Source organism: Paenibacillus stellifer (genome assembly GCF_000758685.1).
Lineage (GTDB): Bacteria > Bacillota > Bacilli > Paenibacillales > Paenibacillaceae > Paenibacillus_AQ > Paenibacillus_AQ stellifer.
In genome coordinates this window covers 5,350,274-5,371,066 of record NZ_CP009286.1, presented here as the reverse complement: position 1 = coordinate 5,371,066, position 20,793 = coordinate 5,350,274, and the positions used below count along the sequence as shown (strand labels likewise).

The following is a 20,793-nucleotide window of genomic DNA, read 5'->3' as shown; positions in this document are numbered from 1 at the left end:
AATACTATCATCACGTTCAGAAGGGGAGGAAATCGATGAAAGGTTATAGACAATGGGTGGCCGGACGTACCGGGAAATGGGTAACGCTATTGGTCTGGATCATCATCGTCGGCGCATTAAGCGCGATGTGGCCGGCAGTCAATTCGCAGGTAGACAACAATGCCGCCAATTTGCCGGACAGCGCGGCTTCTGTGCAGGCTTCGGCCGTGGCCGAGCGGGAATTCCCGTCGGATGACGGCGTTCCGGCTCTGCTGGTGTGGCACCGTGAGGGCGGTATGAGTGATGAGGACCTGGCTCATATCGGAGCGCTGTATAACAACCTGGCGAAGCAGCCGCCTGCCTATGTCGCCACCGTTCCGCCGCTCGGCCAGCTGCCTCCGCAGGCGCTGAAGGCGGAGCTCTCGCAGGACGGGAGCACGCTGGTTACGCCTCTCCTGTATGACAAGAGCGCGGATAGCGACAAGCTGGGGGACAGCGTATCCGAGCTGAAGGAAATGATCCGGAAGGAGACAGGAACAGACGTCAGCTCGGCGAAGCTGGATAGCGGTGAGCTGACGCTCCGGGTGTCCGGACCCGTCGGCATCTCCATTGACGCCACCGGATTATTCAAGGATGCCGACGTTTCACTGCTGATTGCGACAGTCGTGCTTGTGCTGATCTTCCTGCTTCTGATTTATCGCTCGCCGCTGCTGGCGATTATTCCGCTTGTTGCCGTGGGCTTCGCTTACGGCGTGACCGGTCCGCTGCTCGGCAAGCTGGCGCAGGAGGGCGTGATCACGATTGATTCGCAGGCGGTATCCATTATGACCGTGCTGCTGTTCGGTGCCGGAACGGATTACTGCCTGTTCCTGATCTCCCGCTTCCGTCAACTGCTGCATGAAGAACGGAGCGTCAGCCGTGCGCTGACCCGTGCGCTCGGAAGCTCCTCCGGCGCGATCGCGATGAGCGGCTTCACGGTAGTGCTCGCACTGCTTGCGCTCCTGCTTGCGAAGTACGGAGCCTACCACCGGTTCGCGATTCCGTTCAGCTTATCCATCTTCGTCATGGGCCTGGCGAGCCTGACGCTCGTTCCGGCGCTGCTGGCGATCTTCGGCCGCGCCTCCTTCTTTCCCTTCATTCCGCGCACCGGCGATATGGAGAAGGAACGGGCAGCGGCCAAGGGCAAGCCGGCTCCAAGCCAGAAGCCTTCGCGCAAAGGAAAGATCGGCCGACTCGTCGTATCCCGTCCGTGGACTGTTGTTATCAGTTCTGTGCTCGTGCTCGGCATTCTGGCTTCGTTCTCCGGCGGCATCAAGTTCACTTATGACCTGCTGTCCTCCTTCCCGAAAGACATGGAGTCCAGAGAAGGCTTTGACCTGATCGGCAGCCAATTCTCGCCCGGCGAGCTTGCGCCGGTCACCCTGATGGTCGACACGCAGGGCAAAGTTGCGCCGGAGGATTTGAAGTCGGTGCTGTCCTCGCTGTCCTATGTGGATTCGGTTGCCGATCCGAAATCCGGCGCGAAGAACGCGAATATTAAGTCTTTTGAGATTCTGTTCAAGGCCAATCCTTATTCGCAGGAGGCCATGGATCATATCCCGGCACTGCGGGCGACGGTGGAGCAGGCGCTTGATGAATCGGAGCTGGCGAATCCCGAGGCAAGCATCTGGATCGGCGGCCAGACCGCAACACAGTACGATAACCGGGAAGTCGGCAACCGGGATCAGGATTTGATCATTCCGGTCGTTATCGGTCTGATTGCGCTGCTTCTGCTGCTGTATCTGCGCTCAATCACGGCGATGCTGTATCTGGTGGGTACTGTTATTCTGTCCTTCTTCTCGGCTCTAGGACTGGGCTGGCTGATTCTTCATTACCTGCTCGGGGCCGATGCCATCCAGGGAGCCATCCCGCTGTATTCATTCGTCTTCCTGGTGGCGCTTGGCGAGGACTATAACATCTTTATGATCTCGAATATTTGGAAAAAGAGCCGGAAGATGCCGCTGAAGCAGGCCATCTCCGAAGGCGTCAGCGAGACCGGATCGGTCATCACCTCGGCCGGCCTGATTCTGGCCGGAACCTTCGCCGTGCTGGCGACGCTGCCGATCCAGGTGCTGGTGCAGTTCGGCGTCATCACCGCGCTCGGCGTCCTGCTGGACACCTTTGCGGTGCGGCCGTTCCTGGTGCCCGCGATCACGACGCTGTTCGGGAAGCGGGCCTTCTGGCCGGGACGCCCGAAGGCCGTCCCGGAGGCCGGGGCGGAGAGCGCGGACTGAGTACCGCGCTCTCGCCCGGCACAGCCAAGAACCCCAGGTTCCGCAATTGATGCGGAGCCTGGGGTTCTTAGCATTCCGGCGGCCTGTGCGCCGCCGGATTTGCGGGCCCGGACGGGCAGAGCCGTCCGGGCTTGTGGCACGCGCAGCGCGGACTGCTGCTGCGCGTGTAGAGCCGCCGGGGCCTTGCGCGAAGCCCCGGCGAGCGGACCCGCCCATAGCCAAGCCGGCGCTGCAGCAGGCTTGGCTATTCACGCGGGTCCGCGCTTATGCCGGGGCTGCCGTTGCCGCCCCGGCGTAGACCGCTTACTCGCCCGGAGAGACGCGGGCGAGTAGCTCATATTTATCCAACGAAGCTCCGAGGATGTCATCGTTCTTCCCGGCACCGCGATGGGACTGGCGGAACGCCTCGCTCGATGTCCAGCCCTTGAACGCCTCTTCATTTTCCCAGACAGTGCAGATTTTCAATTCCTCCGCTCCATCCTTTGGAGCGCCGTGCCATACTTCCAGGCGGACGAAGCCGGGCATTGTCTGTACCCCGCCGTTTCCCGTGAAGCGCCCGGCCAGCGCTGCTCCGGCGCCTTCCTTCACTTTGATCGTGTTCGTGACTACCAGCATGTTATCAGCTCCTCAAGGTGATGGTGATGGGATTCCGGCGTCAGGCATTTGACTATTGCGGATTGGTCGTCCAGATTCCGGCGGTCTTGACGAACACGCGGTCCGGCAGCTTGAGCGCAGCCAGCGCGAGTTCGGCAACATCCTCCGGCTGCATCATCCGGTCCTCGTCCCCGATCGGCAGTCCCGCATTCTCGGCGAGCGGGGTGTTGACCGTGCTCGGCGTAAGCGCGACGACCCGGATATTGGATTTGCGCACTTCCTGCGCCAGCGCTTCCGTGAAGCCCATCAGCGCGAACTTGGACGCGCAGTAAGCGGAGCCTGTGGCGAATCCGCGTTCTCCCGCAGTGGAGGATATATTGATAATGTTGCCGCTCTTTCGCTCGATCATCGAGGGCAGCGCGGCATGGGTAACATAATAGGTTCCGAACAGATTGATATCGATATGCCGCTTCCATACCTCGGGGTCCATCTCTGCAACGGTGCCGAAGGTCGCCACGCCGGCATTGTTGACTAACACGTCGAACGTACCCAGCTCGCTTTGAAGCGCGGCTACTGCCTGCTCGGCTGCTTCCCGGATCGAAATGTCTGCCACTGCTACGCTGACCTTCACATCATATTCCTGGGCAATGGCGGCTTTCAGCGCCTCCAGATCCGCAGCCGTCCGCGAGATCAATCCCAGATTAGCGCCCTCCTTGGCCAGCGCCAACGCCAGAGCCTTGCCGATACCTTTGCCGGCACCTGTAATGACAGCCGTTTTTCCTCGAAGTTCCATCGATCCAATCTCTCCTTCATGAATTAGTAGTGGGTTTAAGCTGTTTATTCTTGTGTCTTCCGCCTGTTGTCCTATGCTGGCCTAAGGTGGGCTTATGGCTCCACCTTGGCCAGCGGTTCGACTGCCGGTCCCTCCAGCACTTCGCCGTCATAGGAGTAGCGGGAGCCGTGGCAGGGGCAGTCCCAGGAACGTTCGCTCGCGTTCCATTCGCATTCGCATCCCATGTGCGTGCAGGTCCGGTCCACCAGATGGAGGCCGCCCTCGGGGTCTTTGTAGGCACCGACGCGTTTGCCGTCATGGCGGACCACCGCACCTTCGCCTGGATGAAGCTCTTCCAGTTTCCTGCGGGTGAATTCCACTTTGCCTTCCACAAGCTCTTTCGCTACGTTCAGGTTCTGCGCAAGGAAGTTTCGGATGCCGGGATTTGCCTTGAAACGGGACGGATCATAGAGCTCCGTGTACGGATTGCGCCTGCGCATGATCTGGTCGGCGATGAGCCTGGCTGCCAGGGTGCCGCTTGTCATCCCCCACTTCGCGAAGCCTGTGGCCACATAGATCTCCTTGTCATCGGACATTTGGCCGATATAGGGGACCTGGTCCACCGTTACGAGATCCTGGGCTGACCAGCGGAAGGGAATGGACCGGATGCCCAGGAGCTCCCCGGCGAATACCTCCAAATTCTCGAAATGGCCGAATGTGCACTTGCTCTGTCCGGTTTTGTGGTTCTCGCCCCCTGCGATAACGAGCCGCTTGCCTTCCCATTCGACCGCCCGGAGAGAGCGCTTCGGTCCTCCGGCACTCAGGTACATGCCGCCTTCATAATCCGTTTCGGGTTCGAAGGCCAGCGCATAGGAGCGCTCGGCGTGAAGGCGCGAGAAGTACAGATGGCCGCCGTCGTAGAAAGGAAAATGGGAAGCCGAGACCGCATGCCGGCACTTGATCCGGTGCTCGCCGCGCTCGGTGAACAGCGTGAGTCCGCCGTCACTTTCCACTTTTTCGGCAATAACCGTATGCTCATAGACGATTCCGCCTTTATCCAGAACCTTCTGCAGCAGCCCCTTTAAATATTCGAGAGGATGAAAGCGGGCCTGCCCCGGAAGCTTGATTGCTCCGCCAACCTGCATGGGCAGAGACACATAGTCAACCCATTCGCCGGGAAGGCCAAGCTTGCGGTAAGCCTCGAATTCCTCTGTCAGGCTCTTCAGCGTCTTGTCGTCGCCGAGAGGACTGTACAGATAGGCGTCCTCACGCCGTATTCCACAGGATAGGCCGAGTTTCTCCGCTGTTTGCAGAATCCACTCCATCCCTTCGCTGTTCGAACGGAAGTAAGCCAGCGCCTGTTCTTCTCCGAAATGCTTCACAAGCGTATCGTAGATCAGTCCGTGCTGGGCCGTAATCTTGGCGGTTGTGAAGCCTGTCGTGCCGGTCAGCAGCTTGTCTCCTTCAAGGATCGTGACCTTATAGCCGGCCTCCGTCAGCAGGTAAGCCGTTGTTATACCGGTGATCCCGCCGCCGACGATGGCTACCTCGGTCGTATGATCCTCTGCCAGTCTTGGAAAAGACGGCAGCTCCGTTGTTTCTCTCCATAGCGATCTGGGCAGCTTCGGCAGACTTTCCGGCCATTTATTCTCCGGGTCCATCCCGTTTCCTCCTTCATTATACAGTCATCATTTCATTTATTACCACTGAAGCGGGAATAGAAACTTGGGGTGTACTTCATGAATTGAAGCGGAAGACGCCAATCTGCAGGAAGGACTTGAAACGGCAGTGGAGAGAGGGGGATGGTGATGAAAGGTTCTTGCGGCGGCTCCGAAACAGCCAGGGAGCGAATTATGAAGAGACCGGGCAGCTTCTCCGCAGCTTCTCCGGCGGGTTTCCGGATTATCGGCAAAGGCGGTTAAATGAGGTAGCGGGCCGCATCTGTCCGAGGTCGGACGTGCCCGTGCCGATGAACGATATGTTCGGCTGTATGTGCCCGGTGATGTTACATTCCGTTGGATCAGTGCCGATAATGATACCAAGCCTTTATACAACCCTGTACGATTCTTGATATCGTTACGCCTCGGATTATGACCTTGAATCTGTTCAGTAATCGGCGGTGCACACTTTGTTTCTGCCCGCATTTTTGGCGGCATACAATGCTTTGTCTGCGTATTGGAAGAGCAGGGCTCCGTCAGGGTCCTGAATGCTCTCCGGATAGGAAGCCGCTCCGACTGAAATGGTAATGTGGATTTTCTTGCCGGCAGGGAGCGTGAAGTTGACGCCGTCTACTGCCGCACGGATTCGTTCCGCAGCTTTCTGCGCCTGATACAGCGGACAATCCGGAAGGATGACGGTGAATTCCTCTCCGCCGTTCCGGGACACGATATCGTAGGTCCGGGAAATGCTCGAGAGACGGCGGGCGAACTCCTTCAGGATCGCGTCCCCCGCAGGGTGGCCGTAGGTGTCGTTGATCTGCTTGAAATGATCGATATCAATGGCGAGAAGCGACAGGCACTCTCCCCGGCGTTCGGCGCGGGCAATCTCCGTATCCAGATGCCGGTGAAACTGGCGGAGGTTATTCAGGCTGGTCAGGTAGTCGGTCGTAGCGTTCAGCTCAAGCTGGGTATAGAGGTCGTTCGAGCGGTAAATATATTCGGCGACATAGTAGATGGCAAGACCGGCGGCAACCGTGACGGCGAACTGCAGCGGGTAAAAGTCCATAACAAGCCGGATATCCCCCAGGTTGTTCACAAGCGTCACCAGGGTAATGCCAAGACAGAGCAAATTGCTGACGGTTACCTTGCGAAGACGCGACCACGGAAGCAGGGAGATCCAGCAGCATAAGAGGCCGCCAATCAGCAGGGAAACCGCGGCTGAGATCGAATTATAGGAAGCCCCGTATATTAGGATGCGGCTAACGGACAATAGCATGGTGCAGATCAGTCCGGGAAGCCAGCCGATATACGACGAAATCAGCACGATGGTCAGATGTCTAAGATTCGCGTAGGTGTCCGGGCCGACCGGAAACGAATAGCTCATCAAGACGATGCCGAAGCATCCGAAGAGCAGTCCCGCACTGACGCGGGTAATCCTGCTGACGGAATGTCCGGCGATATTGTATTTTTTGGACAGCATCCCCGAAAGAAACAGAAACGTAACGAGGATGCAGAAATTAGCGAAAAGGCTGTTCAGTAGTTCGATTATCAACATAGGAAAATCTTGAGCTCCTCTGCCCAATATGGCTTGGACGTAATCAGTTGCGGTTCGAGTCTATTTTATCGGAATTTACAGTAAAAGTGTTGACGTTTTTTGTCGAATTGGATCGAAATATTGGCGATTTTTCGGATTGCCGCTTGTTTTCGGGTTCCTTTTATTAGGAATGACTCGACCGGATTGACCGGAACACACAAACGATTTATACTTGATCTAAAAATAAAATAGTTAGGATGATTGATGTGAGACATATAAACCTGACTTCACAGCGTCAAGCTGTCTATAATATTGTCCGTGATTCCCATGACCATCCAACCGCCTCCGATGTGATGAACCGTCTCGTCGAGAAAGGACATAACCTTGCTTATGGAACCGTGTACAACTCCCTCCGCTATTTGACTGACAAGCAACTGATCCGCGAACTGAAGCTGGGCGAAGCAGCGAGCCGTTACGATGCCCGGATGGATGAGCACCAGCATATCATCTGTGAGGTGTGCGGAGCCGTCGACGAGGTCATGACGCATGTGCCGGAGCCCTGGATGGATTCGGTCGCGAAAGAGACCGGGTACAGCATCGGCCATGCGCATGTCGTCTTCAGCGGCGTATGCCCATCCTGCCGCAGCAAAGTAGTGAACTAAGTCCCGCCCCGAAGGCGGAACAGAGCGATCTGGAACAACGAAACGAATAGCTGAATCGAAAGGCGTCTCCTTCACAGGCAAGAACGAAGGAGGCGTCTTTATGCTGTTTTGCACAATATAAAGTAAAAAAATGGCTGATAGGTGCCGATATACTGATATACCTTATGTATGCGACCGTATCTCCCTAGTACGCCTGCGGCACTGATGCTGTAAGTTTAAGAAGCGTTGCCCGCGATCCAGCAGGTCTGACTCCCATATTCTTAGGCGTGTACACAAGGGTAACAGAAAGAAATGGGGGATTGGAAATGCCTGAACCAAAGAAGAAGGCGCGCCTGAATATGCGTACCAAGCTGGCGGTGACGTACCTGATTGTGCTGCTCATCCCTAGCCTTGTCGTCGCGGGTCTTACCTTCAGGTCTGCAAGCGCCAACCTGGGCGCCCAACTGGCTGGAAGTGCCCGTGAGAGCGTGGAGACGGTCAATGAGATCGTCGATAATAATATGGCCTCCAAAATCAATGACGTCAAATATTTCGTCGACGCACTCTCATCCGCCACAGTCAACAGCGATCCGAACGGATCGGGCTATGAAGAGCTGAAAGGCAGGCTGAAGGAATATGCCGCCATGCATCCCGATGTGCTGAACGTATACGTGGGGACCAAGCAGGGCAACGTTGTTACTTCGTCGGACGAATCGCTGCCTGCGGGCTTTGACCTGCGGACCGAAGCCTCCTATGTGAACGCCGTCAAGAAGGGACAGGGCGTCGTCATTTCCCCGGTATCCCAGAATGAACACAAAGAAACGGTCGTCTCTATATCCTCCGTTCTGAAGGATGGGGACGGTGTATTTGTCATGCAGCTCAACCTGAAGCAGCTTGCGGAGCTGGTCGACATGAACGTTGGCAAGAGGGGATACATTTTCATTATAGACAGCAGCAAGAGGTTCGTCGTACACCCGATAGAGACGGTCGGCAAGGAAGCGGAGCAGGCTTTTTTCCTGAAAATGTTCGACAAGGATTCCGCCACCTTCGATTATACATATAACGGAGTTCCCAAAGAGATGACCTATCTGATCAATAAGGCGACGGGCTGGAGAATCGCCGGCACCATCGACAAGAGTGAAATCTCGGAAGCCTCGGTGGAAGTCCGGAACACAGTTATCATCGTGCTCACTTTGTCCGTTCTGCTCGCGCTGGTGCTGATCGTCTTCATGATCCGCTCGCTTCTGAAACCGATCCGCCGGCTCGGACAGGCAACCGAGGTCATCAGCCGTGGCGATCTCTCCCAGGATATCGGCTCATTTGGAAATGATGAAATCGGCGAGCTGGCCGCGAACTTCAAGGCGATGGTCACGAGTCTTAGAGAGATGATTATCGGCGTTCGGGAAATGACCGACAATGTTTCCTCCTCGGCAGCAGAGCTGACTGCAGGCGCGGAACAGACGACCAAAGCCATCGAGCATGTCACCGTGGCGATTCAGGAAGTGGCGGCCGGAGGCGAGCGTCAGCTGAAGAGTGCGGCGCGCGGCGTGGAAGGCACTTCGGCCACCACGGCGGAAGTGGCGAACCTGTCGAACTACATGAACGAGGTGTCCCTGGTGATGGGGAAGACCACGGACACGGCGGTGTCAGGCAACGACGCTGTAATAATGGTTGTCGATAAAATCAACGGCATCCATGAAACGGTTGAGCAGCTAAGCACGGTGATCGGGACCCTGAACGAGCGGGGTGAACGCATCGGCGGGATTGTCGAGCTGATCATGGGCATCGCCCGCCAGACCAATCTGCTGGCTCTTAACGCTTCTATTGAAGCCGCACGTGCCGGCGAACAGGGCCGGGGCTTCGCAGTCGTCGCGGCAGAGGTTCGCAAGCTGGCTGAGCAATCCGAGAAATCGGCCAGTGAAATCGCTGATGTGATCCAGGCCATCCACAGTGAAATGAAGGAAGCGTCGGCACTGATGGACGACGCCAAGGAGAAAGTGTCGGATGGCGTTATAGCCGTCGACACCAGCGGCCGTTCTTTCTCTCGGATCCGCAAGGCGGTCAAGGGAGCTGCGGACAAGATCGAAGCCATGAGCCAAGGCGTCCGCACTCTGTCGGCGGAAGCCGACGGCATGGGGGCGGCGATGGAGGAGATCGGTCTGGTCTCCCGGGAGACGGCCGCCAATACGGAGATGATCTCGGCAGCGGCGGAGGAACAGTTGGCCTCGGTCGAGGAGATTGCCTCGTCATCCGCGGATCTCAGCCGTCTGGCGGACGAGCTTCAGGCGCTGGTCAGCCGGTTCAAGCTGTATTCGGATGAACAGTTCGAAGCTCCTGGTGAGCCAGCCGTCCGGACCGAAGATGACGCCCATTCCGGTGAAGACGGATCGTCTTCCGGAATCGCAAGCTAAATATCTCCCGGCCCTGCCCGAAAAGGCGGGGCCGGTCTTTTCTTACGGGCACTCTTGCAAGTATACTGAGAATCAACTACAGCGAAGAGAAGAGGGAGGAGCCGCGACATGGCAGATCAATTACAAGGAGTCATCATCGCTCTTGCCGGTCCGAGAAAATCGGAAGAGCTGGCCAAGCTGGTGACCAATATGGGTGGAACGGCACTGCTGCGGCCCGCTCAAGGAACGGTCTTTCTGGATGGGGAGGAGCTTCGCCGGGATCTTGCGGCCTGGATCGCCGATCCGCCGGACTGGAGCATTCTGACGACCGGCATGGGGCTTGACGCTCTGTTCGAGTCGGCGGCCGGGATGGGGCTTGAGGAGAAGTTTCGGGAGGTTCTGGCAGGATCGAGAATTGCCGCCAGGGGTTACAAGACCGTGAACGCCCTGAAGAAACGTGGGCTTGTTCCGGCAGTGAGAGACGATGACGGAAGCACCTCGGGTCTCATCAGAGGCCTTGAGGCTTATGATCTCAGAGGCGCCAGAGCTGTGCTGCAGCTTCACGGCGATCCCGCGCCGAGGCTGAACGCCTGGCTGCAGGAAGCGGGAGCCTCCGTTCAGCAGATTCTTCCCTACAAGCATCTCCCGCCCGAGGAGGAGAGCCTTGCGCTGCTTCTGGAAGAGATTATTCAGGGCAAAGTGGATGCCGTCACCTTTACGAGCGCGCCGCAAATCCGGTTTCTGGCGGAATATGCGGAGAGCCGGGGCATGCTGCCCGCCATGCTTGAAGCATTTGAGACTTCCGTGCTTGCGGTATCGGTCGGCAAGGTGACCGCCGATTCACTGAAGGAAGCGGGGATCAGCCGCATCGTCGTGCCGGAGCAGGAGCGGATGGGCAGCATGATTGTGGAGCTTGGCCGCTATCTCGCGGCGCGGCAGTAGCAGCCGGATTCTCAGGCAGACACAGGGAGCATTTCCGACCGGGTATTCGGGAGGGAATGCTCTTTGGCATGGCGGGAGGCGCGGCCAATATGCAGGCTTACATGGACATCCGGCACCATTTTCCTTACAATAAAGGCAGCAATACTGGATTCGACGCACAAGGAGGACTCCTTTTATGGATAAAAGAAAATGTCTGCTGCTGGGTGAGTATACACATCCCCGCTTTCATCCGCTTCAGGGAGTGGATAAGCAGATTACCCATGTTCTGAATGAATTAATGACTGTCCAGTGTACGGAAAATAAAAAAATGATGCTGGCCGAGAATCTCGGCAGCTATGATCTGTGCATCGCCTACAATGAGCTGTGGAACGAGTCTGTCTCCCCGCAGCAGGCGTCGGGCCTGCTGAGTTATGTGTCGGGCGGCGGCGGACTTATCGTTGTACATACCGGTCTCTCGCTCGCGAACCGTTATGAGCTCGCCCAGTTGATCGGAGCCAAATTTACGGGCCATCCCCCGTACACGCCCCTGCAATTCCGGGTGCTGGCGCATGATCATGACATTATGGAGGGCGTTGAGGATTTTGCGCTGGAGGAAGAGCCTTACCGGTATGAGTTCGATCCCTTCACCGAGAAGACGGTTCTGATGGAGTACGAAGCGGACGGCGAAACCTGGCCTGCGGCCTGGTGTCACAGCTACGGGCTGGGACGGGTAGTGTATCTCATGCCGGGTCATCACGAGCCTTCGTTCCGTCACCCGGAAGTGCGCAAGCTCCTGCTTCAGGCCGCCACCTGGGCGGCGCGGATTCCGCACGTTCAATAAGTTCACCTGTTTTTGTTGTTCCCCACAGCTTGGGGTATAATTTACCCGTTGCCTGCTATTAACGGATACTCTAGGAGGAAAAGATGATGAGCGATTTGTTTAAGAAAGCTATCTCTTTGGGCGTAGGTCTCACCGTTGTCAGCAAGGAAAAGATAGAGAAGGCTGTAGACGAGCTTGTGAAGCGGGGCGAGGTTGCACCCTCCGAATCGCGCGCGCTTGTCGACCGGCTGATCGAGCGGGGCGAAGAGGAACGGAGCGCCTTCAAAACGGCTGTCCAGGAACAGGTGCAGCGCGTGCTGAAGGAGCTGGATGTTCCGGTTAAGAGCGATGTCGCCGCACTGGAAGAACGGATCGCCGTACTGGAACGCCGTCTGGCAGAGCTGGAGGGAATTTCGCGCCTGGAGGGCACGTACTCCGCCAGCGACGACCGCCTGCCGGATTCCGGCGCGGATTGAGGAATGGTTCGGATCAGACATGCCGGACGCTACCGGACGATCGCCATGGCGCTGATGCGTCATGGCTTCGGCTATATGGTAGAGGAATTGGGACTGTACCGGGTGCTCTCGCTCCCCCGCCGGCTTGTGACGCAGGAGGAGCACTCGGGACGAAGCCTCGGGGAACGGATTCGCCTCGTCCTGGAGGATTTGGGGCCGACCTTCGTCAAGCTCGGCCAACTGGCCAGCACCCGGTCCGATCTGCTCCCGGAGCCGATCATTCAGGAACTGGTCAAGCTGCAGGACCATGTTCCGCCTTTCCCCCCGGATACGGCCCGGCATATTCTGGAGCAGGAGCTTGGTCTGACTCTCGAAGAGGTGTTCGAATCCTTCGAAGCGGACCCTCTTGCGGCGGCCTCCATCGGCCAGGTACACCGTGGCGTGCTCCACGGCGGCCAGGCTGTGGCCATCAAAATTCAGCGGCCCGGAGTGACGCGAATCATGACCCGGGACCTGGAAATTCTCCGTGATCTGGCGGCGCTTGCCGAGAGGCGTATGGCCTGGGCAAGACAGTATGGCATTTACCGGATGACGGAGGAATTCTCCAGATCCCTTCTCAGCGAACTGGATTACACCCAGGAGGGGCGGAACGCAGAGCGGATCGCACAGCAGCTGGCGGATAATAAATCGGTCTATATTCCGGCAATCTATTGGGAGTACTCCTCCTCCCGGGTGCTGACCATGGAATACGTGCAGGGCATTACGCTGAACCGCCGGGAGGCGCTGCTTAGCCAGGGAATAAGTCTGAAGGATACGGCCGAACGGCTGGTGGATATGATGCTGCGGCAGATTTTTATCGACGGCTTCTTTCATGCCGATCCCCATCCCGGGAATGTGATGGTTACCCGTGAAGGCAAAATCGCGCTGATTGATTTCGGAATGGTGGGGCGTCTCAACGAGGAGACGAAGGATCATTTGTCGAGCCTCATCATCGCGCTGATGCGCCGGAATACGGATGCAATGGTCCGGGCGATTCTCCGCCTCGGGGTAGTCCCGGAGGAAGCGAACCGTTCGGAAATATATGAGGATGTAGACCGGCTGAGGGAGGATTACTACGACGTCCCGTTCAGCCAGGTCAGCATCGGACGGGCTCTGAACGATTTGTTCGCGGTAGCGCAGCGCCACCATCTGGTCGTTCCGGCGGAGCTGACGCTGCTCGGAAAGACGATGCTGACCCTGGAGGGCGTGGTCACGGACCTCGATCCCGGCTTCAGCATCATCCAGATGGCTGAGCCTTTCGGCCGGAAGCTGGTGAAGCAGCGCTTCAGCGGCGGACGGCTTCAGCGCAAGCTGGTCGGCGGGGTGGCGGAGATCGCAGAAAGCCTCATCGAGCTGCCGGGACAGGCCCGCCAGCTGTCGGAGCTGATCGGCAAAGGCAAGCTGAAGGTGGAGGTCGGCGTTCCCGAAGTCCAGAACCTGCTCCGCAAGCTGGACCGGATCGGGAATCGGCTGTCGTTCAGCATTGTGCTGCTGTCGTTCAGCATTATCATGGTCGGTCTTATCATCGGCTCGTCACTGCGGCGGGACCCTTCGATGATTTGGAATTTCCCGACCGTCGAGATCGGCTCGGTTATCGCGCTGCTGATGTTTTTGTGGCTGCTGTATTCGATTTTTAAATCGGGAAGGTTCTAGCTCCCTGCGGGCCAAACAATATAACATAACCGATTAGGGCGGAAGAACTCCGGCAGGAGTTGTTCCGCTTTTATGTCGGACGAAACGTTACTACACATGAAAGAAGAAGGTGATAAGAATGCCAGGATTTAAAGAGTTGGGGGTTTCGGAAGAGTTGACCGGGATTCTTCGGGGGCAGGGCATTGCACAGCCTACTCCCGTGCAGGCGGAGGCGATTCCGCCGCTGGTCCAGGGACTGGACGTGATTGCAAGAGCGAAGACGGGAACGGGAAAGACATTGGCGTTCCTGCTGCCGATTCTCGATAAAATCAGGCCGGAGCGGCCGTTTCCGCAGGCGTTGATCCTTGCTCCTACGCGGGAGCTGGCGCTTCAGATTACAGAGGAAGCGCGCAAGCTGACCGAGAAGAGCGATATCAAGATCCTGGCCGTATACGGCGGACAGGATGTGGAGAAGCAGCTGCGCAAGCTGGAAGGCGGCCGGCATCTGATTATCGGAACGCCGGGAAGACTGCTCGATCACATGCGCCGCGAGACGCTAAGCTTGGGCGGCGTCACGATGCTTGTGCTCGATGAAGCAGATCAGATGCTTCACATGGGCTTCCTGGACGAGGTGGAGAGCATCATTACGGCAGTGCCTTCGCGGCGCCAGACGATGCTGTTCTCGGCGACGATGCCTGATCCGATCAAGCGGCTGGCATCAAGCTATATGCGCCAGCCGATCGACATCGTGATCAAGAGCGGCTCGCCGATTCCGCTGGACAACATCCGCCAGCAGGTCGTCGAATGTACGGACCGCGCCAAGGAAGAGGCGCTGAAAGCGCTGATTGAACGGGATCGGCCGTACCTGGCGATTATTTTCTGCCGGACGAAGCGGCGGGTGTCGAAGCTGAACGAAGCGCTGCAGGAAGCGGGCTATGACTGCGACGAGCTGCATGGCGATCTGTCGCAGAACAAGCGGGAGGCTGTCATGAAGACGTTCCGCGAGGCGAAGCTGCAGCTGCTGGTCGCCACAGATGTCGCCGCCCGGGGCCTTGATGTCGAGGGCGTGACGCATGTGTTCAACTACGACATGCCGCTCGACGTCGACAGCTACATCCACCGCATCGGCCGCACGGGCCGTGCGGGCGGCAAGGGGCTGGCGATCACCTTCGCTTCGCCGCGCGACCGCGCGGGACTCGAGATGATCGAGAAGGGCATTTCGCAGCGCCTGGAACGGCGCCGCTACGAGAAGGGCGAACTCGGCGAGGCCGCATTCGCCACTCCCAGCGCGGCACGCGCCAAGACCGCGCCGGAGACGGCGCGCGGCGGACGCGGTTCCCGCGCAGGCGGAGCTGCCGCCGGCGGCCGATCGCAGCGCGGCGGCGCGGCAGCGGGCGGCCGGGGCAGGGAATCCGGCCGCAGGGACGATCGCGGCCGGGAAGCTGGCGGCCGTGGCAGTGCGGTAGCTGGCGGCGGGAGCAGGGAATCCGGCCGCAGGGACGATCGCGGCCGGGAAGCTGGAGGCCGTGGCGGTGCGGTAGCTGGCGGCGGGAGCAGGGAGTCCGGCCGCAGGGACGATCGCGGCCGGGAAGCTGGAGGCCGCGGCAGTGCGGTAGCTGGCGGCGGGAGCAGGGAGTCCGGCCGCAGGGACGATCGCGGCCGGGAAGCAGGCGGCCGTGGCGGTGCGGTAGCTGGCGGCGGGCGCGTCAAGGACGCCGCCGGCCGGAGCGGCGCGCCCGCGTGGCAGGGGCGCCAGGAGAATGCGCCGTCCCGCGCCCAGGGCGGGGCGGGCAAAGGCGGCCCGCGGGCCGGTGCAGGCAAGAGCGGCCGGCAGGCAGGCGGACGCGGGAAGGATGCCGGGCGCAGCGGCGGCGGGTACGGCAGTGGAGGGCGCGGCGCGGGAAGCGGTTCGGCGGGCCGTGGAGGCGGCTCCCGTGGTTCACGCGGCAGGTAGTCTGTGGCAGCAATAGCACGCTGCATCAGTATCTTCCGCTGCTACAGGAAGACGGTTTTGAGGCCGTCCTTACTGGAAAGTTGAGGAATTTCACGGGCGGCTGAAACTTTTGCCGCCTTAATGCTGTCTATATGCTGTACAAGCAGTACCGGGTCAGTGCGTCTGCAATACGAAATTATGGAAATCAAGCGAATTTTTTTTCACGGAACATCAAGAGTTGATCCCATACTTTTGGACGTGAACGCGCACGGGTTGAGGAGGAAATGCAATGCGAGGCAAATGGTGGGTTCCCCTGCTGCTGCTGGTTGTAATCGCGGCAGGCTGGGCAATAGGCCGGTATACGGCGCCGTCTCCTTCCGCCGGTGGTTCGGCGGCGACGGAGCAGCAGGAATTGAACGGCGGAACGTCTACGGCTGCGCCCGGTTCCGAAGTCTCTCCGGCCCCTTCACCTTCCGGAGCACCCGGTGGCAATGAAGTCCGGCAAGCCGATACGGAGCCCGACAGCATCGGCGTTATCGTGAACAAGCAGTATGGACTGGAGGAAGGCTATAAGCCGGAGGATCTCGTATATCCGAACGTGCCGTTTATTTTCAAGGAGAAAATCGAGAAGCGCATGCTCCGCAAGGAAGCCGCTGCGGCTCTGGAAGAGATGTTCGCCGGAGCGGAGAAGGACGGCGTCTATCTGGCCGGTGTCTCCGGCTACCGTTCTGAAGCGACGCAGACGGTGCTCTTCGACAATTACGTGAAGCGGGACGGCGAGGAGAAGGCGCGCACTTACAGCGCGGTCCCGGGTCATAGCGAGCACCAGACGGGGCTGGCGATCGACCTGTCCGGACGGGACGGCAAATGCGCGGCGGAGAGCTGCTTCGCCGGAACGAAGGAGGCGGACTGGCTGGCGCAGCATGCGCCGGAGTACGGCTTCATCATCCGCTACCCGGAAGGCAAAGAGGCCATAACCGGCTATATGTACGAGGCCTGGCATGTCCGCTATGTCGGCAAGGAGCTTGCCCGTACGCTTACGGAGAAGGGTCTTACGCTGGAGGAATATTATAACGCCGTGCCGGTATCGAAGTAGGCTCCCGCTAACAGGCTTTTTCGAGCTTTTTGGGAGCACATTATCATGCGGTGCCTGGAAGGGGACTTTTGCTGTTCGTGAGCGAAAGTCCCTTTTTTGCGTTGTGGCGGATAGGCCTGTTCCCCAAAAACTTCCGGCGGGTCCGCCCACCCCAAAAAAACGGCTGAGTAAGCGCACTATAGGGAGAATGGATATTCTGTGGAAAATGCGCCGGAACACTGGTACGCTTGAGGAAAAAGGCGGAAGGATGGCTTGACGATGTTAAAACTCAGCGTGCTGGACCAATCTCCGGTCTCGGAGGGAAGCTCGGCGGCGGAGGCGCTCCGCCAGACGGTGGCTCTGGCAAAGGAGGCAGAGCGCCTCGGTTACACCCGCTTCTGGGTCGCGGAACATCACGGAGCTTCCGGGCTTGCCGGATCGAGCCCGGAGATCCTTGCGGCGCATGTGGCGGCCGTAACCTCCTCCATTAGAGTCGGCGCCGGAGGCGTTCTGTTGCCGCATTACAGCCCCTACAAGGTCGCCGAGAACTTCCGCGTGCTGGAGGCGCTTCATCCCGGGCGGATCGACCTTGGCATTGGCCGCTCGGCCGGAGGCGGCGCCCTGGCCGTGCGGGCGCTGCGGGAGCACCGGCGCGAGGAGCCGGATGATTTCGCCAGGCAGCTAGACGACCTGGCTGTATATACGCAAGGGATGGCGCCTGGAGGCCACCGGTTCGCAGGGCTGGAGGCATCGCCGGACGCAGACTCCGCGCCGCAGCTCTGGCTGCTCGGCGCAAGCCCCGGAAGCGCACGACTGGCGGCCGAGCGGGGAATGGGGCTGGCCTATGCCCGCTTTATCGCTCCGCACGGAGAGGCTGAAGCGATGGCCGAATACCAGGCCCGCTACCTGCCATCCTCCGCCGCACCGCGTCCTGCCGTGCTGGTGGCCCTGTTCGCGGTCTGCGCGGAGACTGCGGAAGAGGCGGAGCGGCTGGCCTTAAGCTCGGACCTGGCGGCTGTGCTGCTGGCGCGGGATCATGCTTCTTCGCCTACACCTTCGCCGGAACGCGCAGCGTCCTATCCGTACACGCCGTTCGACCGGCAGCTGATCCGGGAGAACCGCGAGCATCTGCTGATCGGTTCGCCGCCGGAAATCCGGGAACGGCTGGAGGCGATCGGCAGCGCCTGCAGCTGCGAGGAAATTATGATTGCGACGGTGACGCATTCTTTTGAGGACAAGCTGAGGTCATACCGGCTGATTGCCGAAGCCTGCAGACTTCAGTCCCGGTCTATCCCGCAGTCTTAAAATTCGCCGTGGTTCACATTAGCGGCCAAGCGGGATAAAATACAAAGTGAAACGTAAAAGCACGGTTCCGGTCGGTAGTCTGGACGCACGGCCTGACAGAATCGCGGGCGGCGGCACCGCGCGCTGCTTCAGGCGCACGCTGCCATTGTATGACAGTGGTCGACCACCACATGGTCTCCGCACCATTTCAGATCAGGCCGTGTCAGTAACCTTCCCCCTCGGGATGTCCGTCGTTTCGTATTTCTTGGCAGAGGGGGAATACCGGATGAAATTAACGGTATTTTACGAAGCGCCCTTTTGGGTAGGCATTAAGGATTGCTGGATCGGCTGCTGCAGGCAAGCAGCAGCGGGTATTCCAGCGAATTCTCGACCGGCGTTCCGGTCAGGGCGAACCGGCACATGGCCCGAAGCGACTTCTGCCTTGTCGGTGTACGCGGGGTTACCGGAACAGGCGGTCCGGATAGCGGCTTCGAACCGCTGTAATCGTACCGCCTCCCCACCCCGCTGCATCTGCTGCTGTTCAGATTCACCGCAGCCAGCGCCATGGTACCCGGGTGGACTATGGCCGGCAAGCTGTTCAGACCGAACCGAGAGGGAATGCCTGCGCTGGACCGCTTAATCCGGCGCAGACAGCTTCGGCTGGAGCCCCTGTGAACATGGGGATTTTGTTCTTCGTTCGCAGGTGATTTTTTTCACGATTAGAGCAGGTTATGGAATGAAAGCGGCGGCGAAGTCTGAAAATAAGGCTTGACGCTTTTCAAAGACCTTGTATCCTGAAATAGAGTCTGATGTACGGCGCGGTCACAAGTAGGGAACCCCGCACGGGTGCATGCGGAATACAAGGATAATTTGCAGGAGGTAGTTCTACAGGCATGAGGTTAATAACGGAAATAGCGGCGGAGACGGGAATCGGCGAGGAACATCTGGAGCTCTACGGTAAATACAAGGCGAAGCTGGCTCCGTCGCTCTGGCAGGAATTGAAGGACCGCCCTAACGGGAAGCTGGTGCTGGTGACGGCTGTCAATCCGACGCCGGCGGGCGAGGGCAAGACACTGACGACGATCGGACTGGCCCAGGCGATGAACAAGGCGGGAGTGAAGACGGTAGCGGCTCTTCGGGAGCCTTCTCTGGGGCCTTGCCTCGGAATGAAGGGGGGAGCGACGGGCAGCGGCAAGGCGCAGATCGTGCCTGCGGATGATATCAATCTGCATTTTACCGGGGATATTCATGCGGTAACCTCGGCGCATAATCTGCTGTCCGCCATGATCGACAATCATATTTTCCAGGGCAATGAGCTGAATCTGGACCCTCAACGTATTGTCTGGAAAAGGGTGCTGGATATGAATGACCGCAGCCTGCGGAATATCGTCACAGGTCTTGGGGACGGCAACGGCGTCGTCCGGGAGAGCGGATTCCAGATTACTACGGCTTCGGAAATCATGGCCGTGCTGTGTCTATGCAGCGATCTGTCCGATCTGAAGGCGAGACTAGGACGGATGCTGGTCGGTTACGATCGGGAAGGGAAGCCGGTCACGGCGGACCGCCTGAATGCGGTGGAGGCCATGAGCGCACTGCTGAAGGAAGCGGTGAAGCCGAATCTGGTGCAGACGCTGGAAGGCACGCCGGTTATCGTTCACGGCGGACCATTCGCCAACATCGCCCATGGCTGCAGCAGTGTGATCGGTACCCGGTACGCCCTGAAGCTCGGTGAAGTCGTCGTTACGGAAGCGGGCTTCGGCGCCGATCTTGGAGCGGAGAAGTTCATGGACATTAAATGCCGCCAGGCGGGGCTTGCGCCAAGCGCAGCCGTGCTGGTGGTAACGGTGAAGGCGCTCAAGTACAACGGTGGAATCCCGAAGGGAGAGCTGTACGCGCCTAACCGCGCGGCGCTGCTGGCCGGACTTGCGAATATGGAGCGGCATATCGAGAACCTGCGCAAATTCGGGGTTCCTGTGCTGGTCGCCCTGAACCATTTTGAAGGAGACAGTGAAGCCGAAGTCCAGGCGATTATCGACGCCTGCCGGCGTCTTGGCGTGTCGGCCGCGATCTCCAAAGCCTGGGCCGAAGGCGGTGCCGGAGGTCTGGAGCTTGCGGAAGAGCTGAAGAAGCTGCTTGACCGCGAAAGCGCTGCGGAGTTCGCTCCGCTGTATGAGGACCAGCTTGATATTCCATCGAAGATCGGCAAGATCGTCAAGGAAATCTACCGCGGCGCGGAGGTCGCCTTCAGCCCTGCGGCCAAACGCAGCCTTGCACTGATTGAGCGGCTCGGACTCGGCGAGCTTCAAGTCTGCATGGCGAAGACGCCGTATTCGTTCTCCGATCAGCCGAGGCTGCTGGGCGCTCCGGAAGGCTTCACGGTCCAGGTTCGGGACATCACCCTGTCCCTTGGCGCAGGATTCGCCGTCGTCATCACCGGCAGCATCGTGACGATGCCGGGTCTCCCCGTCAAGCCGGCCGCCGAAGAGCTGCGGATCGATGAGGACGGGGTGCTGACCGGCCTGGCTTAAATAGCGCTGCTCAGCACTCATATCGCTCAAGTACTTCCCCCGGTTCCTCTGGAATCGGGTTTTTAGCGTTTCCGGGCCGGCCTTTATTCCCTGATTCTGACGGACATAAGCCGTTCTCTGGCGGGAAAGATAAGGATAAATCGGCCGAAACAACCGGTAAAGGAAGCGGTGCGCACCGTTTTGCAGCGATGAATCACTTTTGCCAAGAATGTCACTTAAAATTTAAAATTGTGAATATTGGGTTAACTCGGGTGCAAAAGGGTTG

Annotated in this window: 16 protein-coding genes; 11 read left to right on the top strand and 5 right to left on the bottom strand. The window is 58.9% G+C overall.

From position 1 onward, the window contains the following. The first annotated feature begins 35 nt into the window (after positions 1-35). Positions 36-2,252 (top strand): MMPL family transporter, encoded by a 2,217-nt coding sequence (locus tag PSTEL_RS24585; protein WP_038699458.1) that lies wholly within the window; start codon positions 36-38, stop codon positions 2,250-2,252. A gap of 303 nt (positions 2,253-2,555) precedes the next feature. Here the strand turns inward: PSTEL_RS24585 and PSTEL_RS24580 are convergent, their stop codons facing one another. The 4 genes from PSTEL_RS24580 to PSTEL_RS24565 form a co-directional block, all read right to left on the bottom strand. Continuing rightward, a complete protein-coding gene (locus PSTEL_RS24580; RefSeq protein ID WP_038699456.1) occupies positions 2,556-2,867 on the bottom strand; it encodes an antibiotic biosynthesis monooxygenase in 312 nt (103 codons plus the stop codon). A gap of 52 nt (positions 2,868-2,919) precedes the next feature. After that, the gene (locus PSTEL_RS24575; RefSeq protein WP_038699454.1) at positions 2,920-3,639 is read right to left on the bottom strand and encodes a 3-ketoacyl-ACP reductase; all 720 of its coding nucleotides are present in this window, start codon (positions 3,637-3,639) and stop codon (positions 2,920-2,922) included. A gap of 92 nt (positions 3,640-3,731) precedes the next feature. After that, positions 3,732-5,279: an FAD-dependent oxidoreductase gene (locus PSTEL_RS24570; RefSeq protein ID WP_038699452.1), complete on the bottom strand. Its 1,548-nt coding sequence runs from the start codon at positions 5,277-5,279 to the stop codon at positions 3,732-3,734. A gap of 445 nt (positions 5,280-5,724) precedes the next feature. After that, positions 5,725-6,756 (bottom strand): GGDEF domain-containing protein, encoded by a 1,032-nt coding sequence (locus tag PSTEL_RS24565; RefSeq protein WP_169744628.1) that lies wholly within the window; start codon positions 6,754-6,756, stop codon positions 5,725-5,727. A 320-nt stretch (positions 6,757-7,076) separates the two neighbouring features. Between PSTEL_RS24565 and PSTEL_RS24560 the strand changes: the two genes are divergently transcribed. The 9 genes from PSTEL_RS24560 (at position 7,077) to PSTEL_RS24520 (ending at position 18,021) form a co-directional block, all read left to right on the top strand. Next, on the top strand, positions 7,077-7,472 hold the full coding sequence (locus PSTEL_RS24560; protein WP_038699448.1) for a Fur family transcriptional regulator: 396 nt from the start codon (positions 7,077-7,079) through the stop codon (positions 7,470-7,472). A 305-nt stretch (positions 7,473-7,777) separates the two neighbouring features. Then, on the top strand, positions 7,778-9,862 hold the full coding sequence (locus tag PSTEL_RS24555) for a methyl-accepting chemotaxis protein (protein ID WP_052098954.1): 2,085 nt from the start codon (positions 7,778-7,780) through the stop codon (positions 9,860-9,862). Positions 9,863-9,970: 108 nt separating this feature from the next. Beyond that, positions 9,971-10,783 (top strand): uroporphyrinogen-III synthase, encoded by an 813-nt coding sequence (locus PSTEL_RS24550; protein ID WP_038699446.1) that lies wholly within the window; start codon positions 9,971-9,973, stop codon positions 10,781-10,783. 175 nt (positions 10,784-10,958) lie between these two features. Further along, the gene (locus PSTEL_RS24545; protein ID WP_038699444.1) at positions 10,959-11,603 is read left to right on the top strand and encodes a ThuA domain-containing protein; all 645 of its coding nucleotides are present in this window, start codon (positions 10,959-10,961) and stop codon (positions 11,601-11,603) included. Between the two features lie 86 nt (positions 11,604-11,689). Further along, positions 11,690-12,058, top strand: a complete 369-nt coding sequence (locus PSTEL_RS24540) for a phasin family protein (protein WP_038699442.1) — start codon at positions 11,690-11,692, stop codon at positions 12,056-12,058. Positions 12,059-12,061: 3 nt separating this feature from the next. Next, positions 12,062-13,729 carry an ABC1 kinase family protein gene (locus PSTEL_RS24535; RefSeq protein ID WP_038699440.1) on the top strand — a complete coding sequence of 556 codons (1,668 nt, stop codon included), beginning with the start codon at positions 12,062-12,064 and terminating at the stop codon, positions 13,727-13,729. Positions 13,730-13,847: 118 nt separating this feature from the next. Further along, on the top strand, positions 13,848-15,662 hold the full coding sequence (locus PSTEL_RS24530) for a DEAD/DEAH box helicase (RefSeq protein WP_038699439.1): 1,815 nt from the start codon (positions 13,848-13,850) through the stop codon (positions 15,660-15,662). A gap of 268 nt (positions 15,663-15,930) precedes the next feature. After that, complete coding sequence (locus tag PSTEL_RS24525) at positions 15,931-16,737, top strand: M15 family metallopeptidase (protein ID WP_038699437.1); 807 nt, start codon at positions 15,931-15,933, stop codon at positions 16,735-16,737. Between the two features lie 258 nt (positions 16,738-16,995). Continuing rightward, positions 16,996-18,021 carry an LLM class flavin-dependent oxidoreductase gene (locus PSTEL_RS24520; protein WP_038699435.1) on the top strand — a complete coding sequence of 342 codons (1,026 nt, stop codon included), beginning with the start codon at positions 16,996-16,998 and terminating at the stop codon, positions 18,019-18,021. Positions 18,022-18,329: 308 nt separating this feature from the next. Here PSTEL_RS24520 and PSTEL_RS27790 read toward each other — a convergent pair whose 3' ends face one another. Next, the gene (locus PSTEL_RS27790; RefSeq protein ID WP_156995958.1) at positions 18,330-18,593 is read right to left on the bottom strand and encodes a hypothetical protein; all 264 of its coding nucleotides are present in this window, start codon (positions 18,591-18,593) and stop codon (positions 18,330-18,332) included. Positions 18,594-18,893: 300 nt separating this feature from the next. Here PSTEL_RS27790 and PSTEL_RS24515 point away from each other — a divergent pair, with 300 nt between their 5' ends. Then, positions 18,894-20,528: a formate--tetrahydrofolate ligase gene (locus tag PSTEL_RS24515; RefSeq protein WP_038699433.1), complete on the top strand. Its 1,635-nt coding sequence runs from the start codon at positions 18,894-18,896 to the stop codon at positions 20,526-20,528. Positions 20,529-20,793 lie beyond the last annotated feature (265 nt).

Coding starts and splice junctions, on each gene's coding strand:
- PSTEL_RS24580 (WP_038699456.1), bottom strand. CDS start 2,867: ATGCTGGTAGTCACGAACACGATCAAAGTGAAGGAAGGCGCCGGAGCA.
- PSTEL_RS24540 (WP_038699442.1), top strand. CDS start 11,690: ATGAGCGATTTGTTTAAGAAAGCTATCTCTTTGGGCGTAGGTCTCACC.
- PSTEL_RS24515 (WP_038699433.1), top strand. CDS start 18,894: ATGAGGTTAATAACGGAAATAGCGGCGGAGACGGGAATCGGCGAGGAA.
- PSTEL_RS24585 (WP_038699458.1), top strand. CDS start 36: ATGAAAGGTTATAGACAATGGGTGGCCGGACGTACCGGGAAATGGGTA.
- PSTEL_RS24520 (WP_038699435.1), top strand. CDS start 16,996: ATGTTAAAACTCAGCGTGCTGGACCAATCTCCGGTCTCGGAGGGAAGC.
- PSTEL_RS24545 (WP_038699444.1), top strand. CDS start 10,959: ATGGATAAAAGAAAATGTCTGCTGCTGGGTGAGTATACACATCCCCGC.
- PSTEL_RS24565 (WP_169744628.1), bottom strand. CDS start 6,756: ATGCTGTCCAAAAAATACAATATCGCCGGACATTCCGTCAGCAGGATT.
- PSTEL_RS24530 (WP_038699439.1), top strand. CDS start 13,848: ATGCCAGGATTTAAAGAGTTGGGGGTTTCGGAAGAGTTGACCGGGATT.
- PSTEL_RS24525 (WP_038699437.1), top strand. CDS start 15,931: ATGCGAGGCAAATGGTGGGTTCCCCTGCTGCTGCTGGTTGTAATCGCG.
- PSTEL_RS24550 (WP_038699446.1), top strand. CDS start 9,971: ATGGCAGATCAATTACAAGGAGTCATCATCGCTCTTGCCGGTCCGAGA.
- PSTEL_RS24555 (WP_052098954.1), top strand. CDS start 7,778: ATGCCTGAACCAAAGAAGAAGGCGCGCCTGAATATGCGTACCAAGCTG.
- PSTEL_RS24575 (WP_038699454.1), bottom strand. CDS start 3,639: ATGGAACTTCGAGGAAAAACGGCTGTCATTACAGGTGCCGGCAAAGGT.
- PSTEL_RS24570 (WP_038699452.1), bottom strand. CDS start 5,279: ATGGACCCGGAGAATAAATGGCCGGAAAGTCTGCCGAAGCTGCCCAGA.
- PSTEL_RS24535 (WP_038699440.1), top strand. CDS start 12,062: ATGGTTCGGATCAGACATGCCGGACGCTACCGGACGATCGCCATGGCG.